At 49.3% G+C, this 16,933-nt stretch carries 10 protein-coding genes; 9 read left to right on the forward strand and 1 reads right to left on the reverse strand.

Annotation, left to right across the window (positions count from 1 at the left end; genetic code table 11):
- The 9 genes from BN93_RS09905 to BN93_RS09945 form a co-directional block, all read left to right on the forward strand.
- A partial coding sequence (locus BN93_RS09905) for a TonB-dependent receptor domain-containing protein (protein WP_044260382.1) occupies positions 1-2,017 on the forward strand: 2,017 nt, incomplete at its 5' end.
- A 9-nt stretch (positions 2,018-2,026) separates the two neighbouring features.
- Complete coding sequence (locus tag BN93_RS09910; RefSeq protein WP_232211160.1) at positions 2,027-3,526, forward strand: SusD/RagB family nutrient-binding outer membrane lipoprotein; 1,500 nt, start codon at positions 2,027-2,029, stop codon at positions 3,524-3,526.
- A 97-nt stretch (positions 3,527-3,623) separates the two neighbouring features.
- Positions 3,624-4,343 (forward strand): BT_2262 family domain-containing protein, encoded by a 720-nt coding sequence (locus BN93_RS09915; RefSeq protein ID WP_019188179.1) that lies wholly within the window; start codon positions 3,624-3,626, stop codon positions 4,341-4,343.
- A 12-nt stretch (positions 4,344-4,355) separates the two neighbouring features.
- Positions 4,356-4,871: a lipid-binding protein gene (locus BN93_RS09920; RefSeq protein ID WP_044260489.1), complete on the forward strand. Its 516-nt coding sequence runs from the start codon at positions 4,356-4,358 to the stop codon at positions 4,869-4,871.
- Positions 4,872-7,653: 2,782 nt separating this feature from the next.
- On the forward strand, positions 7,654-10,806 hold the full coding sequence (locus BN93_RS09925) for a SusC/RagA family TonB-linked outer membrane protein (RefSeq protein WP_044260491.1): 3,153 nt from the start codon (positions 7,654-7,656) through the stop codon (positions 10,804-10,806).
- A gap of 23 nt (positions 10,807-10,829) precedes the next feature.
- A complete protein-coding gene (locus tag BN93_RS09930; RefSeq protein ID WP_019188183.1) occupies positions 10,830-12,560 on the forward strand; it encodes a RagB/SusD family nutrient uptake outer membrane protein in 1,731 nt (576 codons plus the stop codon).
- Between the two features lie 34 nt (positions 12,561-12,594).
- Complete coding sequence (locus BN93_RS09935) at positions 12,595-13,506, forward strand: hypothetical protein (RefSeq protein ID WP_019188184.1); 912 nt, start codon at positions 12,595-12,597, stop codon at positions 13,504-13,506.
- Between the two features lie 60 nt (positions 13,507-13,566).
- Positions 13,567-14,586, forward strand: coding sequence for a M64 family metallopeptidase (locus tag BN93_RS09940; protein ID WP_019188185.1), 1,020 nt, complete (start codon positions 13,567-13,569; stop codon positions 14,584-14,586).
- Between the two features lie 51 nt (positions 14,587-14,637).
- Positions 14,638-15,762: an acyltransferase family protein gene (locus tag BN93_RS09945; RefSeq protein ID WP_019188186.1), complete on the forward strand. Its 1,125-nt coding sequence runs from the start codon at positions 14,638-14,640 to the stop codon at positions 15,760-15,762.
- A gap of 80 nt (positions 15,763-15,842) precedes the next feature.
- On the opposite strand, the gene BN93_RS09950 is transcribed toward BN93_RS09945, so the two are convergent.
- On the reverse strand, positions 15,843-16,604 hold the full coding sequence (locus tag BN93_RS09950; protein ID WP_019188187.1) for a hypothetical protein: 762 nt from the start codon (positions 16,602-16,604) through the stop codon (positions 15,843-15,845).
- Positions 16,605-16,933 lie beyond the last annotated feature (329 nt).

The raw sequence follows: 16,933 nt of genomic DNA on the forward strand, positions 1-16,933 counted from the left end.
TGCTTATCAACGCAACAACTTCGTGTCTACGGGGCAGAAGTCGAGCTCGATGTACAACAATGTGATGCAAACGCCGCGCGACATCAGCCTCGTTGAGCTGAAAGACCTGAACAACCCCTTCAACACACCGGGTTATTACTATACACCTTATGGTGTAACCAATCCCTATTACGTGCTCAACAACTTTAAGAACGAGTTTGAAAGCGAGCGTTTCTATGGCAAACTGCAACTGGATTACGACTTCTTGAAGTATTTTAAGCTTACTTACCGCTTCGGACTTGACACAAGTACCGAACATCATGATATGGGCGAACCCAACATGTCGACCCTGTTTAAGGGCACACCCAACTGGGAAGACGCCCTGCGTAGCCTCACGGGGCGAGTGAGCGAGCAAACAACACGCCGCCGAGAGATAAACCAAGACCTGCTGGTTACGTTCGACAAAGACCTTACCGACAGTTGGCACGTCAACGCATTAGTGGGATTTAACGGCAACGAACGCAAGTACAGCTACCAGAGTTCGGAGATAACGAACCTCACCATACCCACTTGGCTCAACCTTGCCAACACTGCCGACAAGCCTACGATAAAGAGTTACCAGCGCACACAGCGGCTGATGGGCGCGTTGGGACAAGCCGAGGTGGCGTTTAAAAACATGGTTTACCTCACGCTTACGGCCCGAAACGACTGGTCGTCAACGCTTCCGCGCGGCAGCCGCTCGTATTTTTACCCAGGCGCAACGGCCAGTTGGATATTCTCGGAGATGCTTCCGGAGAACGTAAAGAAGACAGTTAACTACGCCAAACTGCGTGCTGCATGGGGAAAGACGGGCAACGACGCCCTGCCTTACATGGTAAACACCATCTATCCGCAAGGTTCGGCCAGCAGTAGCGGGTGGGCAACAAGTAAGTTCCCCTTCACCAATGGCAGTTGGAATGCCTATACCGTGGGCAATACGCTTGGCGGCAGCAAGCTAAGTCCTGAGATGACCACCGAGTTTGAAGTGGGACTGAACATGGCTTTCTTTGGTAACAGGCTCAGTTTTGATGCCTCCTTCTACAACCGAACCAGCGACCGCCAGATATTTAGCCTCGATATGGATGCCGCTTCGGGCTATCTTTACCAGAACATGAACCTTGGCGAGATACGTAACCGCGGCGTTGAACTCGTTGTTAGCGGCACACCCGTGAAGCTGAAAGACTTTGCTTGGGACGTTACTTGGAACTTTACCAAGAACTGGAGCAAGGTAATCAGCCTGCCCGAAGAGCTAGGCGGCGAGTCGTCTATCTACGGATTGACTGGCGGAACGGGCCTTTACGCCAAAGTGGGAGAAGAGCTTGGCGTGTTTAAGGCTTACGTGCCGCTGTGCGACCCCGCAACGGGGAAGGTCGTGGTAGACAACCAAGGCCTGCCCGTCCGCGATCCCAAGCAGCAAATAGTGGGCAGCATGAACTACAAATACACCATGGGCATCAACAACACCTTTACTTATAAGGGCGTTAGCCTTTCGGTAGACGTGGACATACGTCAAGGTGGAAAGATGTTCTCGCGCACCAAGAACATAACTTACTTTACAGGAAACGCCATGCAGACGGCTTACAACAGCCGCAACCCGTGGATTATACCCAACACCGTGGTGCAGAACGGAACCGATGCGCAAGGCAAACCCGTGTATGTTGACAACAACACGCCGCTCAATGCCACGAGCATTTATAAGTTCTGGGACGATGGCGGATTGGAATTGGGGGCGGGCGACCTCATCGACAAGTCGTATATTAAGCTGCGCGCAATAACCCTTAGTTGGGCTTTGCCCAAGAAGTGGCTGGCCAACACCTTCCTCACCGATGTGCGCCTGTCGGCATTTGGAAACAACCTTTTCCTTTGGACGCCGGCAGAGAATACCTTTGTAGATCCTGAGCTAACATCGTTCGGCAACGACTTGCGAGGCAACTTCGGCGAGTGGTCGGCCAATCCTAGCTCGCGAAAGTTCGGCTTCAACGTTTCCGTTAAATTCTAAACCCGCAGCATGATGAAAAAGATAACAATACTGGCAGCCCTCGCAACGATGGTGTTAAGCGGCTGCAACCTCGACATAAACGACGATCCCAACTACCCGTCGGAGGCACAGGTAACGCCTGAGAAGTTGTTCCCGTCTGCCGAGAACGCTATCGCCGATGCCTTGGGCGACCAGATGTTCACCTACGCGGGCTTCTTCTCGCAGTACTTCGAGCAACGCCCCGAACAGAACCAATACAACAATTTGGCTGAATTGCACCTTGATGAAGGTAGCAATCTCTTCGACCGGTGTTACCAAACGCTTTATGCCGGCGCACTGAAAGACTTGCAAGAGGTGATGGCGAAGAGCCCCAACAAGGCCGACCACTACGCTTGCACAGTGCTAAGGGTATGGGCATATCAGCTGCTTGTCGACAACATGAGCGATGCGCCTTACTCCGAAGCACTTAAAGGCAAGGCCAACCCAACGCCTAAGTGGGAAGACGGTAAGACTGTTCTCATGGGCGTGCTAGACGAACTGGACAAGGCTGAGGCTAATGTCGGCGGTGAAAGCATGACCGTAGACGACCCCATGATGAATAAGAAATTAAGTCAGTGGAAGGGTTTTGCCAACGCTTTGCGCCTGCGCATCTACATGCGATTCATAGGCGGCGGCATAGACGTGGCCAACTATACGCAAAAGGCGAAAGACTTGGTGGCGGCCAACGCTTTCTTCAAGGGCGACATCATGTTTGATGTGTTTTCGCCTGTGCAAAATCAGTACAATCCTTGGTATGGGTCCATCTTTGCGTTGAATGCCAACAACTATGTGGCGGCTTATCCTTTGGTGGAATACTACAGCGACACCGACGACCCGCGCATAGGCTATGCCATAAGCGTAACCTCTTCGGGCGGTAACTACGTGGGCCAGTTGCCTGGCGCAAAAACTACGATGAAAGAATGGAGAAACAACCAGGATTGGAAAAACAAAAACGTCAGTGCCATCAAGTTTTCCGTCATGAAGGCGCAACCCATCTTTGCCTTTACCGAAAGCGAATTGCAATTCTTGTTGGCCGAAGTACAGCTAAGGTTTAACAACGATGCTGCCAAAGCCAAAGCATGCTATGAGCAAGGCGTGAAGGCAGACTTCGCTTGGCGAAACTTGAAAGTGGGAGAAGCAACTGCTTTCTTGGCAAACGACAAAGTGAAGTTCGACGGAAAGAGCGTTGAAGAGCAGCTGCACCTTATATATATGCAGAAGTGGGCCGCATTCTTTATGCGCAACCACATGGAAGCATGGTCAGAAATAAGGCGTACCAACGTGCCGCAAACCAGCAAGTTTACCGCCAAACAGGTGTTCGACGGCGAAGGCTATACCCCTGGCGACCTCATTGTGCCGGCCGTTAACCACATACAAGTGGGCGGTTTGGCCAAGCGCGTACCTTATCCTAACCACGCCCGAAGGCTGAACCCGGCGCAAACGCCGCCCGAAAAGAAACTGAGCGACCCTGTTTTTTGGGATGTTAAATGATATGAGGCCTTTATCCCAACACGTCTCTCTCTCCGCGCAGAGAGAGACGTGGATGATGCAAAACACCTTATTATATAACGTATAAACTGCAAAAACAATGAACAAATATATCATCAACCTGTTGCCTGCGCTGGCACTCGTAGTGGGATTGAGCGCATGTGGCGATGAAAGTTTCACCGACTCGAAGGTTACGCCCATCGTCTTGATGGACATGGCAGGCGATGCCACGATTGAGGTGGCATTGGGTGCTACGTACCAAGACCCGGGTTGCACCGCCACCTACATGGGAAAAGACTATACCGCCAAGATGGAAGTGGACGGGCTGGATGCCGTAAACACCAACGCGCCTGGCTTATACCCCATTAACTACTCTTGCACAACGCCCGACGGCTACACCTACGAAGCACAGCGTGTGGTGGCCGTTTGCAACCCCAAGGTGAAGTATAAGGCTGCCGGAACCTTCTTCACGGCTGCCGGAACAAAGCGTGTAGATGCCAATGGCGTGGAACAAACATACGCCAAGAGTGTTGTAAACGTTACGCAACTGGCCAGTGGATTGGTTAAGGTAGACGACCTGTTGGGCGGATATTACCAGGCAATGAAAGCCACAGGACAGCCAACGGCCGACGCCGTAACCATACAGGCACTGCTGCTTATGGCCGAAGACGGCACTTTTCAGCCCTATTCGGTAAAGGCAAACGGTGCCCCCGTCCAACTAGACGCTTTCTCCAATGCCACTTTTAACGCCAAGAAGGGTGTGTTTACATGGACCCTAACCTACAAAGGCGACACTTACAACATTGTGTTGAACAGATAAAAAGCAATGATTATGAAGAAATACATCATACAGATGGCCGCAGCAGCGTTCGCCCTGATGGGCCTTTCGGCTTGCGACGTAGAAACCAACGAGAAACCGGGCGGAACGGAAGTGGAGCAGATGGCGGGCTTTTGGGACGTGCGTGTGCACGAAGTGAATGCCGACGGAACGCTTACGCCAAACGTTTTTGGCGGCAGCACTTATAACCTGCAAACCTATAACACGGTAGAAAACACGGCCGATAAGATGTGGGTGAACGTAAGTGTTGGCAAGCAGTGGAGCCTGTTGCTTGTTACGCCCATTAATTATGGCGCGCGCACCTTTGCTTGCCAAAATGTGAAAGCCGTGTACAACAGCGACGATACTGGGGCAACAGTGAGCATTACCGACGGGAAAGTGCTGGAAGGGCAGGGACACAACCTGCACAACATGCCCACAGACAGCATCGTGTTTAACGTGCAACTGAGCAGTTACCCAGGCAAAACCTATCGTGTAACGGGCATTCGGCGAAGTGGATTTACCGAATAAGGCCGCCGCTATTACGTATTTCGTAAGGCTTAGGCCAATGGCTTAACACATACAACCATGTTTGCATGGTGTGTTCGTCCTGGCCAGATGTGCTAGGCGCAGCATCGTGTTACTTACACCGATGCTTTCATGGGGCGTGCCACATTTGTGGTGCGCCCCTTTTTGGGTTAGGGCAGTAAAGGCCGTTAAGCCAAATACAACAAGAAGGCCACGCATAGCCAGTAAACCACGCATAGCCAGTAAACCACGCATAGCCAGTAAACCACGCATAGCAAGTAAATCACGTGTAAAAAGTAAATCACGTGTAACAAGTAAGTGGCGTATAGCCCCAAATCGGTTGTTAGAGCCTGTGCAGATTTTGTGTATGGTTGAGCATATTGCCTGTCTTGTTCTTGAAGGCGTAGCGGGCTACGTCGAGAGAAAAAGACAGGCAAGATGCCGACAAACAAACGAAAGATGAACAGGAATCGATGGAAACAACCTAAGATAATAGGTAAACGTTCTAACGACCGATTGGGGATAACTGGTAACCCTGGTAAACTAGGCGGTATACCTTAACCAGCAAGTCCAGATACTAACAGCCCTCGCTTGCTCCTATACCTAATGCTCTTTTGTTCGCCGTCTTGTTAACTCACCACCTTGTAAGCTTACCAACTCTTCAACTCCACAACTCCTCAACTCGTCAGCTCTTCACCTTGCCTTCTTGTTAACTTGACAACTTGTTAGCTTATAACCCATCAACCTGGCAACTTGTCACCTTGTTATAGTCAAACAGAATTAGATTTGAAAAGACATCGCTGCATCGTAAGCATACAAAAACTCTCCTTTTCCTTCGCGTAAGGGTTAATTCACCCTGTGCAACGCACGTCTTACAGGCAGCTAATAACAATTTTCCAAATGCTATTCTGTTTGACTATAATTTGCCGACTCCTCAACTCCCTAACTCCTAAAAGTGAAAGGGTGAAAAGGTGAAAAAGTGAAAAGATGGCTGCGCCTACCAACTTGTCATCTTGTTATCTCGTCAACTAAAAACATCTCGCCAGCTTGTCAACTCGTTAACTTGTCAACCCGTAAACTAACAAACTCACCAACTCGAAAACTTAAATTGTTATCTTTATTTTTACAATATCGTTCTAATTCTTACTCCGTTCTAGCGAAAATAAAGGTTCAAAAGTAGGTAAACCACTACCGTTTCTTGCTTTTTACATCTTCTGGCGTGTCCTTTTTTAAGAAAAAACCTGCGTTTTGCACCATTTAGCCTTTCTAGATTGGTTGCAGAATCGTAATTCTTCAGGTCCAATTACTCGCTTTTAGCCCCTAAAATCCCACTTTCTAGCAGCTATTTTGCCCTTTTGAGCCCTGTTTTTCATAACTCGCAAGGGTTGTATTTATACCATTGTGGTGCATTTTTATGCTTTTTCGCCCTGTTTTTAGCACCAAAACACCCTGCATTTAGCACCAAAATGCCCTACAATTAGCACCAAAACGCAGTGCATTTAGCGGCAAAACGCAGTGCATTTAGCACCAAAACGCAGTGCAATTTGCACCAAAACGCAGTGGAATTAGCCGAAAATAGCTCCAAAACTGGTGCAACTGGTACTCCCGTTAAATAAAAATTCATTTTCCTGCATTCACATATTACCCCCGCTCTGCATCAAAACAAACCTTCGCGAGAATCGATTTTTTGGGGCAAGGTGGGCGATTGGTGAGCAAAAAGGGCTCTTTTAATGTTAAATTTATTACTGAAAAGCTTACAGCGATTGATGAGTTAACAGATGAACAGGTTAAGAAGAAGACAAGTGGATAAGTGAATAAGTTAATCGTTCTTTTCTCGTTCCTCGAAAAGTGCGTTTTCTCGCCATGACAATGTCCTAGCAAGCTCGGCATTGTTCATTTGGTTTAACGAAAACGTTCTTTTCTCGTTCCTCGAAAAGTGCGTTTTCTCGCCATGGCAATGTTCGAGCAAGCTCGGCATTGTTCATTTGGCTTAACGAAAACGTTCATCTTTCGTGTTTTGACATAAATACGCCCATTTTGACATGAGAACAGATGAAACATAAAGAATTGCGCTTTATTTTTTTCCTCATTATGTGCCATGGGAAAGATGCTTTCAACTTGTAAAGAACGTATTGAAAGAACTCTCGCCAGGTTACCTTTTTGAGACAGAGCCATGTTTTGCCGCAGGCGAATGGGGCAGAATTTCAGATTTCATCATATCTTTGTCCTGTTCTTCATATATGAGCGGGGCGTTTATCTTGGTTTCACAGCACAAAGACATAAACTCCTCTCAATCTCTAGAAATATTAAAAGTCAAGACGACATCTGCATATATTTTCATTAATCTTACAAGGCGGCCGTTCTTTCTGTGTGCCTTAACAACTGCACAAACTATTGAACATAAGTAACTTCAAGAAAAACACTCACATTGTGCCACGCCAACAAAATTCAACAAACAAGCTTTTTTTCTCGCCAAATCTTTGCTGCATTTGCAGAATTTAATTACATTTGCCATCCAGAGAGTGAAATGAATATAAAAGCTCTTGGCAAGTTTTGGAAATAACCTAACAATGTATTTTGAGTTTTATCACGGCATTATTTTGCGGACTTGGTTGAAATTGACGGTAAGGCCACGCTGTTGAAAGAGCCGCGAAAGAAACGTGACACGGCAGAGAAAACATTGGAGGACTATGGTTGCAATGCGTCCTTACCATAGGGGATTTTTTAGAACGAGCCTTTCAAACCTAACAAAAAACATACTATTAACAATTGACTTTACTCTATGATGAGAAGAACTGCAACATTAATGATTCTGTGCCTTGTGGCTTTCTTCGCCGCAGCGCAGACAATGAAAGTCAGTGGAACGGTGGTAGACGAGTCGGGCGAACCCATTATCGGAGCCTCGGTAAAGGTTAAAGACACAACGCTGGGCGCGGCCACCAACCTCGATGGAAAGTTTACGCTCGACAACGTACCACGAACGGCACGCGAGTTAATCGTTTCGTACATTGGCATGAACACGGTAACGGCAGCCATTAAGCCCGAGATGCGCATCGTCATGAAGTCGGATGCGAAACAAATCGACGACGTTATCGTGGTGGCTTTCGGTAAGCAAAAGCGCGAAGCGTTCACTGGTTCGGCCGGCGTTCTTAATGCCGACAAGATTGCCGAGCGACAGGTAAACAACCCCTTGTCGGCTCTTAACGGCAAGGTGTCGGGCGTACAGATGATTGAAGGAAACGATCCGTCATCGTCGCCAACCATCCAAATCCGCGGTATCAGTTCGCTCAATGCAGGCAATGGTCCGCTCATCGTTGTCGACGGACTGCCCTATTCGGGCTATTACAGCGACATCAATCCTGCCGATGTTGAGAGCATCAGCGTGTTGAAAGATGCCGCATCGAACTCGCTTTACGGTGCACGCGGCGCCAATGGTGTAATTCTCATTACCACCAAAACGGCCAAACGCGGCAATGCCGTTATCTCGGTAGACGCCAAGTGGGGCTTTAACGAAGATGCCAAAGTGGATTACGACAACGTAAAATCGCCCGGCGAGTACTACGAAATGTTTTATAAAGCCATCTACAACAAGTTTCATTACGGCGACGGAATGGATGCTTACTCGGCCTATCTCAAAGCAAACGAAACCATTTACAAGCCCGGAAGCCAAGGCGGACTGGGCAGCATCGTGTACAGTGTGCCACAAGGCGAATACCTTATAGGACAAAACGGCAAGCTAAACCCACATGCAACATTGGGCAATGTGGTTCGGCACAACGGCAAAGAGTACATGCTTTATCCCGACGATTGGAAGAAAGAAGGACTGCGCAAAGGCTTCCGACAAGAGTATAACATCGGCATCAATGGCGGAACAGACATCTTCAAGACCTACGCCAGCATTGGCTACATGAAGAATAATGGTATTTGCTATGGTTCAGACTACACGCGTTACTCGGCTCGCTTAAAGTCAGAGTACCAAGCGCGCAAGTGGTTAACCTTCGGCGGAAACATCAGTTACACACATTCTGAGTCTAACGCGTCGGGCAATGCGTTCGGTGCAGCCCACCAAGTGCCGCCCATTTACCCGCTATACCTGCGCGATGGCAAAGGCAACATCCTGTACGACCGTAACGGAAAGATGTACGACTACGGCAACGGAGCCGTTAACGGCGTAACGAGGGAGATTTTCTTGAACGATGCACCGCTGCAAAACGACCTGCTGAACATATCTGCCAACAGCAGCAACGCTTACGGAATGCAGGGATATGCCGACTTTTCGTTCCTCGAAGACTTTAAGTTTACGGCCAACGTAAGCATCTATAACACCGAAAACCGCGACAACGATGCCGCCAACCCATATTATGGGTTCGACAAAACGCGTGGCGGACAGGTGGGCGTTTCGCACTATCGCACGTTCGCTTTCAACACGCAACAGCTGCTTAACTATAATAAGGAGTTCGGAAAACACACCATATCGGCTTTGTTAGGTCACGAGTACACACGCAACAGCAGCACAACACTCACGGGAAGAAAGAACAACATCTTTGCTTATAAGATGAACACCGAGCTGTCGGGCGCCCTTACGCTGGTGTCGGCCAATAGTTACAAGGACCTTTATAACATCGAAGGTTTCTTCTTCCGCGGACAGTACGACTACGACAGCAAGTACTTCGCCTCGGCATCGTTCCGTCGCGACGGTTCGTCACGATTCCATCCCAAACACCGTTGGGGCAACTTCTGGTCGTTTGGCGGTGCTTGGATAATGACCAAAGAAAAGTGGTTCGCACCCAAGTGGGTAGACATGCTTAAGCTTAAAGCCAGTTTCGGACAGCAAGGAAACGACGCCATTGGCGACTTTTACTACTCAGACTTCTACGACTTGTTGGCCGTAAACGGCGAGGGTTCGTTGGCTTTCAGCAACAAAGGCAAGCGAAACATCACGTGGGAAACCAACACCAACATAAACGCCGGCTTTGAATTTGAATTGTTTAAGCGCCGACTTACGGGTAGCGTAGAGCTCTATCAGCGCAAAACCACCGACATGTTGCTGTGGTTTTCGGTTCCTCCCTCGCTGGGATATGATGGCTACTACGACAACGTTGGCGACATGATGAACCGCGGTATCGAAGTAAACCTCGACGGCGACATCATCCGCACCAAGGACATTACATGGTCGATGAACTTCAACATCACCCATAACCGCAACAAGATAAGCTATCTGCCCAAAGAAAACAAGACGTTAGAGAAAGAGGGACACGCAGGTTATTCCGACCGTTCGCGCTATATCGGCGAAGGATTGCCCATCAACACGTGGTACATCAAGAAGTTTGCAGGCGTAAACGATGAGGGATTGAGCACATGGTATTACACCGACCAGACAACAGGCGAGATGAAACCCACAACCGATTACAGTTCGGCCGACTACTATTTGGGCGGCAGTCCGCATCCCGACGTGTACGGAGGTTTCGGCACATCGGTACGCGCCTACGGCTTCGACCTAAACATTAGTTTCATCTACTCGCTCGGTGGCAAGGCCTACGACAACGGATACGAAGGCATGATGCGCAACCCCGAACCCGCGATTGCACCGCAGGCTTACCACAAAGACCTGCTTAAAGCTTGGACACGAGAGAACCCCAACAGCAACATACCTCGTTTCCAATACGGCGATTTGAAAACAACTGCCTTCTCTGATAGGTTCTTAATCGATGCTAGCACGCTTACATTCAAGTCGATAAGCCTAGGCTACACCTTCCCTGCACAGCTTATCAAGAAGCTACAACTAAGCAGTTTGCGTGTCTTCCTCTCGTGCGACAACGTGGCTTATTGGAGCAAACGTAAGGGATTCGACCCCCGAACAAGTCTTAACGGAGACGTAAGCGACAGTGCATACTCGCCCATGCGCACAGCATCTGCTGGCATATCTGTTAAATTCTAACAATAAAGAAAGGAACAACATTTATGAAACGATTCATAAAAAACATCATATTGCTCAGCCTAACAGCACCTGCCTTAACCGCCTGCCTAGAAGAAGCGTACCCTGGACGGGGTTTCACGCAAGAACAATTGTTTGAAACCGACAATACGGCAGCCGCTCTAAGCAAGGCCATACCTGGTGCAATGCTGCGCATGGGCAAAGGAAACGGACATTACGGATATGCGGGCCTAGCAATGGACAGAGAAACTATGTGTGCCGAGCTGCCCGTTTACGATGTACTCTACGACTTTTATCAGGATGAGGGTTTCGACCGCAATTATAGTCCCGAGTATTATGTGGCAACAGATTGGTGGCCTTTCTACTACGAGCTTATCAAGAAAGCCAACCTCACTGTGGGCGCGGTAGCCATCAACGAAAACACAACAGCCGAAGAACTTGCCCACGTTGGCAACGCACTTGGCTATCGCGCTTTTGCCTATTACGATATGGCCTTCGCCTACGAGTATAAGAAAACGGGGTATGGCAAACTGGATGAAAAGGCTGCTATCGATAAAATCTACGGCCTTACTGTGCCTATCCGTACCGAGAGCACCACGCAACAAGAGGCGACAACAGATAGGCGTGCGCCCTTCTACGTGATGTATCGTTTTATCATGACCGACCTAGACCGGGCTGAGAAATACCTGCAAGGCTACAAAAGGAGCGGTGCCAACATGATGGACCAAGGCGTTATCTTTGGTATTAAGGCACGCCTGTGGTTGCAACTAGGTACGCGGTTCGAGAAAAACAACGATGATTTGCAAATGCAACTGAGCCACGAAAACGATGAGGCACTAGCCAAATACGACAAACTGGGCATCACATCGGCCAACGATTGCTTTAAAAAGGCGGCCCAATATGCGCGCTTGGCCATTAGCGAAGGCCATCGTCCGCTTACCAAGGCCGAATGGTTTAATAGCACAACGGGCTTTAATACGGCCAACGAAGCGTGGCTGCTGGCCGTGCAAATCAACTCGAGCGACATGACGAATGGGTCTGATTGGAACTGGAAAAACTTTGTTGGCAACATGTCTTCCGAAAACACTTTCGGTGTGAACAACCTCGAATACAAGGCTTTCCGCATGATAGACGCAGGCTTGTATAAAGGCATTGAGAACGGCGATTGGCGTAAAAACACGTGGATTGCCCCCGCAGATGCTGGCCAAACTGCGGCTTACTCGAAGTACACCACGCTCTACAAGTCCGACGACTGGGTAAAACTACCAGCCTATACAGGCTTAAAGTTCCACCCACGCAGCGGTGAAATGAAGAACTACAAGGTGGGGGCAGCCGTCGACATTCCATTAATGCGCGCCGAGGAAATGTTCCTCATAGAGGCCGAGGCCAAAGCCCATTACGAGGGATTGGCGGCTGGCAAGCAGGCATTGACCAATTACCTCAACACCTACCGTTACGACGACAACTCTTATCAGTGCACCGCCACAACCATGGATGCCTTTAACGATGAGATATTACGCCAAAAACGTATTGAGTTCTGGGGCGAAGGTATCGTCTTCTTCGACTACAAGCGGCTCGAAAAGGCAGTCATCCGCCACTACGAAGGCTCTAACCATCCCACAGACTATCAGTGGAACACCAAGGTTGGTTTCGTTGCGCCGCGCATGAACATCTGCATCAGCCACTACGAAAGACAGTATAACGCGAACATCGTTAACAATCCCGACCCCTCGGGCGTTCACGAAGAGAAGAAGTAAGACTTTGTTTTGATAACACATAACAACTTTTAGAATGAAAACATTTAAGCATATAGGTATGATAGGGGTGCTAGCAGCCGGGGCATTGCTTACGGCCTGCTCGGATAAAGACGACTACACGCCCGGCCCCGAAGTGCCCAGCGGTTGTCAGCAAGTGCGTTTTGCCGACACCAACAATCCCATCTGCGTGTTAGACGAGGCCAATACCGACGACCGAACGGCCACGCTCACGCTTAAACGAAACAACACCGGCACAGCACTAACAATGCCAATAAAAGTCGTTTCGCAGTCAGCTGGGCTAACAATCCCCGCCGAAGTGACTTTCGCTGCTGGCGACTCGCTCGCCACACTTGCCATCAAAGCCCCAGAAAAGGTGGCCTTGAAAGATGTGTACAGCTACGAACTTAAACTAGAAGGCAACGATGTAGACCCCTATTCCAAACTGGATGGCGGCGTGGTATTCTCTGGCCAGCTTAACTTCCCCATGTCGAAGAAGGCCGAATTTTATGCCGACCCTGCTTCGAAAAACTATGCTCTTTTCAACGCTTGGACAGAAACGGTGATGGATTTAGGCAACAACAACTTCTACATCAAAGACTTTATGCACTCTGGAGAGAACCTCTGGCTCATAACCAGTTCAACAGGTGTGCTCGGAGTTAAGAGCGATTCGTGGGCAAAAAACTGTATCGTGGCAGACACTTCTGCACCAGGCAGCTACTCGTATTACTTCAAAAAAGTTGTAGACAAGCAGCTGAAACCCTATCCCCTTTATCCGCTTGGCAACGCTAGCGGTAAGCCGTGGATTAACGAATTGACACTATACGGAGGGCCCGACTACTCTTCTTACACCTCAAACGGCACTTGGGGTAAAATCTATATCGAGCATGCCAAGTACAGCACAGGCGAAGAGGAGAGTTGGGTTTACCTTTATTTCCAACTAAAATAAGCTACAATGGAGGGGCCATCGTCTTGGCCTCTCCGCTTTTCAACCGCTAAAACAACACTTATGCTTTATAAATTCAAACATTTAACTTACATCGCACTTGCCCTTCTCGCGCTAACTTTCACGGCATGTAACGAAAGCGGCGATGACGTTGAGGAAACTTCGCTCGTTAAACAGAACGACGAAATTGTGGCCTTAGACGGAAAAGTAACCACACTGCAAACGGCAACAAAGGGCAATGGCTACAACATCATCCTTATGGGCGACGGATTTACGGTAGACTTGATAAAGAACGGAACCTACGAAGAGGTGATGAAGAAGTCGGCCGAACATCTGTTCGCGCTCGAACCGATGAAGTCGCTTAGGTCTTATTTCAATGTCTACGTCGTTCAAAAGGTTTCGCTTAGCAGCGACCTAAGTGGCTCTACGGCCTTGGCAAGCACCATTAAGAACGGTAAGGTTTGCGGATTTATCAACGACGACAACCTAGACTACAAGACCATGCTTTACGCCTCGACTGTTCCTGGTTATAAAGAAGAGAACTCTGTTATCAGTGTGGTGATGAACACCACCAAACCAGGCGGCATTACATTCTGGGGCAATTGGGACTCTACATTGGCTTGCGCCTATACCACGCTTTATGGCGGTGTTGATGGACCCTACTTCCGACACACCCTCGTACACGAAACGGCTGGGCATGCTATCGGCAAGCTCGACGACGAATACGACTTGCAGAACCTCGACCTCGACGATGCTGGTAGGGAACGTTTTGCTTACGGTCACACTTTGGGTTGGTTGATGAACGTTTCAACAACCAATGATGCCACCAAGGCACCTTGGGCCGAGTTCTTGGCCGACACGCGCTATGCCAATCAAGGCCTAGGGCTATTCCTAGGAGGTGGCGCACGTTATGCCACTGGCGTTTGGCGTCCTAGCGAAAATAGCATTATGCGCACCACGGATGTCGACCATATTGAGTTTAACGCCCCTTCGCGCCGCGCCATCTACAACAAGGTGATGCAAGTAACAACAGGGCGCACGCCCACTTACGAAGAGTTCGTGGCCTTCGACCAAAAGCGATAACCGCCCCAATCCGCGACAGCTCGCACACCATCTTCACACGATTACCGCCCCATGACCTCAAACAACACCTCTGCGGCAGCTTTTGCCGATACCAAGCCACACTATCACTTGCTAGACGGATTGCGCGGCGTTGCCGCCCTCGTGGTTATTTGTTATCATATAGGCGAAGATTTTGCCACAAACTGCCTCACGCAGTGTGTCAATCACGGCTATTTGGCCGTCGATTTCTTCTTCATGCTATCGGGTTTCGTTATCGGTTATGCCTACGACGACCGCCTAAAAACAATGGGCTTTATGGCCTTTGTTAAGCGAAGGGTTATCCGCCTGCATCCCATGGTGGTGATAGGTGCCCTTCTTGGCGGACTGTTGTTTTATGCCCAAGGCACCGAATATTTAAAAGTGTCTGATGTGCCTGTGGCCCTTTTGACCTTCGCAACGCTGCTGAATCTGTTTTTAGTACCTGCTTGGGGAGAGGTTGAGGTACGTGGTTATGGCGAGATTTTTCCACTTAACGGCCCCACATGGTCGTTGTTTTTCGAGTATATAGCCAACCTACTCTATGTGTTGGCCATTCGCAAGTTGTCTACGCGTTGGCTCGCCATGCTGGTATTTGCCATAGGTGGTGCGCTGTTTGGCTACGCCATAACCAACGAGTACGGCAATCTAGGAGCAGGATGGACCTTCGCCACCTATGGCTTTTGGGGCGGATTGCTCCGCGTTATGTTTGCCTTCCCTGCGGGTTTGCTGCTTTCGCGCGTGTTTCGTAAGTGGCGGGTGCGCGGTGCTTTCTGGTGGTGTGCCCTAGCCATTGTGGCCGTTACTGTGCCTCCGCGCCTAGGCGGAGAAAGCCAGATGTGGGCAAACGGCATCTACGAAGCACTTTGTGTGCTGTTGGTTTTCCCTCTTGTGGTGTGGATAGGCGCATCGGGAGAAACCACTGATGCCCTTTCTACGCGTATATGCAACTTCCTAGGCGACATTTCTTATCCAATTTACATCATTCATTTTCCCCTTATCTACACCTGTTTTGCTTACGCAAAGAGAAACGACCTACCTTTCTGCCAAACCATTCCGCAAGTCCTAGCCCTTGTGTTTGCCTGCATCGCCCTGGCGTGGCTATGCCTTAAATTCTACGATATGCCCGTAAGGCGATGGCTGCAAAAGCGATTTGTGTGAGCGCAACGAAGTAACACGGCTGCTTTTGCATGCAAACTGCCATGTTAAACCCCGATTGTCCGTCGGACCGCTGAAGCACACTATTGGCGCATTTCTTTGGCCATTTCTTTAGCCTTGTCGCCGGTTAGTTTGTGTTCTGCCAGGTAGTTGTCCATCAGTTGGGTTTTCTCCTTAAACTCGAATGGTTTAGACAGCTTGCCGATGGCGGCCCTAAGGGGTAGCTGTTGGAAGTAAGGCGCGGTGTCGCCCAGCCCTATTCTACTGCCGTGCATCAGGTACGACTTGTCGCGCGGGTCGGCAGAGGCATCTACTTCAAACAGCACTTGTTGTCCTTCAACAAGGTGAAAGAGGGGGGCAAGCATGAATGTGCCTGCATGGTGGGTATCGAAGAAGTGGGCATCAAGCAGCTTGGCCGATGCGTTTACACTACGCATGAAGTGCATCAACACATTGTTTGGCCCGAAAACCATGCTGCCGTCGGCAAAAACCGCGCTGCGAATAAGGGCCGAATAATAATAGCCAGTGCTTACAGAGAGCGAAATGCCCATGCAAACGCGATTGTCCATCTTATACGGAGAGGTGGCCTCCTTGCCTCGGCGGTGCACATACAGCTCGCCAAAATGGTTAGCTTGCAGCTCGTTGGTGTGCACGTATGGGTCTTCGAACACGCCTGCGCGGTAGAAATAGCTCTCTAATTCGATGGGATAGAGTTCCACCTCGCGCGCGCGTATCTTATAATGGTGTAGCAGTTGGGCTGTGGTTTGTTGCAGCATGCTTTCTATTTCCGCCTTTTGTGTGGTGGTGGCAAGCTGTGCCAACATCTCTTTAATGTTCATTTCCATATTCTATTGTTTTTTGTACGATGAAGGACTTTGCCGCAAAATGGCATCGGCCTACAATACAAAAGTAACAAAAAACGGGGTAGGGTGTACGCGCCAGTAAGGAAAATTAATAAAGATTATTATTGCTGTTCGCTAAAAGATTTGAAACAGCAAATGGGGAGTTCAGGTTGCCGACAAATAGAAAAATTGGTTTCACCTCTCACCCAAAGTAAGCCCCTCTCTGTTCTTCACTAGCGCGATATGGCGGAAAGCCGATAGGGTTAAAGGCGCAACTGGGTGAAACGCAAACGCCCTGCGCGCCTCGTTGCCCTATGCTCTTACCTCAAAAG

This window comes from Prevotella conceptionensis 9403948 (genome assembly GCF_000312305.1).
Classification (GTDB): Bacteria; Bacteroidota; Bacteroidia; order Bacteroidales; family Bacteroidaceae; genus Prevotella; species Prevotella conceptionensis.

Excerpts from the sequence above, each read along its gene's own strand:
- BN93_RS09945 (WP_019188186.1), top strand. The coding sequence starts at position 14,638 with ATGACCTCAAACAACACCTCTGCGGCAGCTTTTGCCGATACCAAGCCA.
- BN93_RS09940 (WP_019188185.1), top strand. The coding sequence starts at position 13,567 with ATGCTTTATAAATTCAAACATTTAACTTACATCGCACTTGCCCTTCTC.
- BN93_RS09935 (WP_019188184.1), top strand. The coding sequence starts at position 12,595 with ATGAAAACATTTAAGCATATAGGTATGATAGGGGTGCTAGCAGCCGGG.
- BN93_RS09950 (WP_019188187.1), bottom strand. The coding sequence starts at position 16,604 with ATGGAAATGAACATTAAAGAGATGTTGGCACAGCTTGCCACCACCACA.
- BN93_RS09930 (WP_019188183.1), top strand. The coding sequence starts at position 10,830 with ATGAAACGATTCATAAAAAACATCATATTGCTCAGCCTAACAGCACCT.
- BN93_RS09920 (WP_044260489.1), top strand. The coding sequence starts at position 4,356 with ATGAAGAAATACATCATACAGATGGCCGCAGCAGCGTTCGCCCTGATG.
- BN93_RS09915 (WP_019188179.1), top strand. The coding sequence starts at position 3,624 with ATGAACAAATATATCATCAACCTGTTGCCTGCGCTGGCACTCGTAGTG.
- BN93_RS09925 (WP_044260491.1), top strand. The coding sequence starts at position 7,654 with ATGAGAAGAACTGCAACATTAATGATTCTGTGCCTTGTGGCTTTCTTC.
- BN93_RS09910 (WP_232211160.1), top strand. The coding sequence starts at position 2,027 with ATGATGAAAAAGATAACAATACTGGCAGCCCTCGCAACGATGGTGTTA.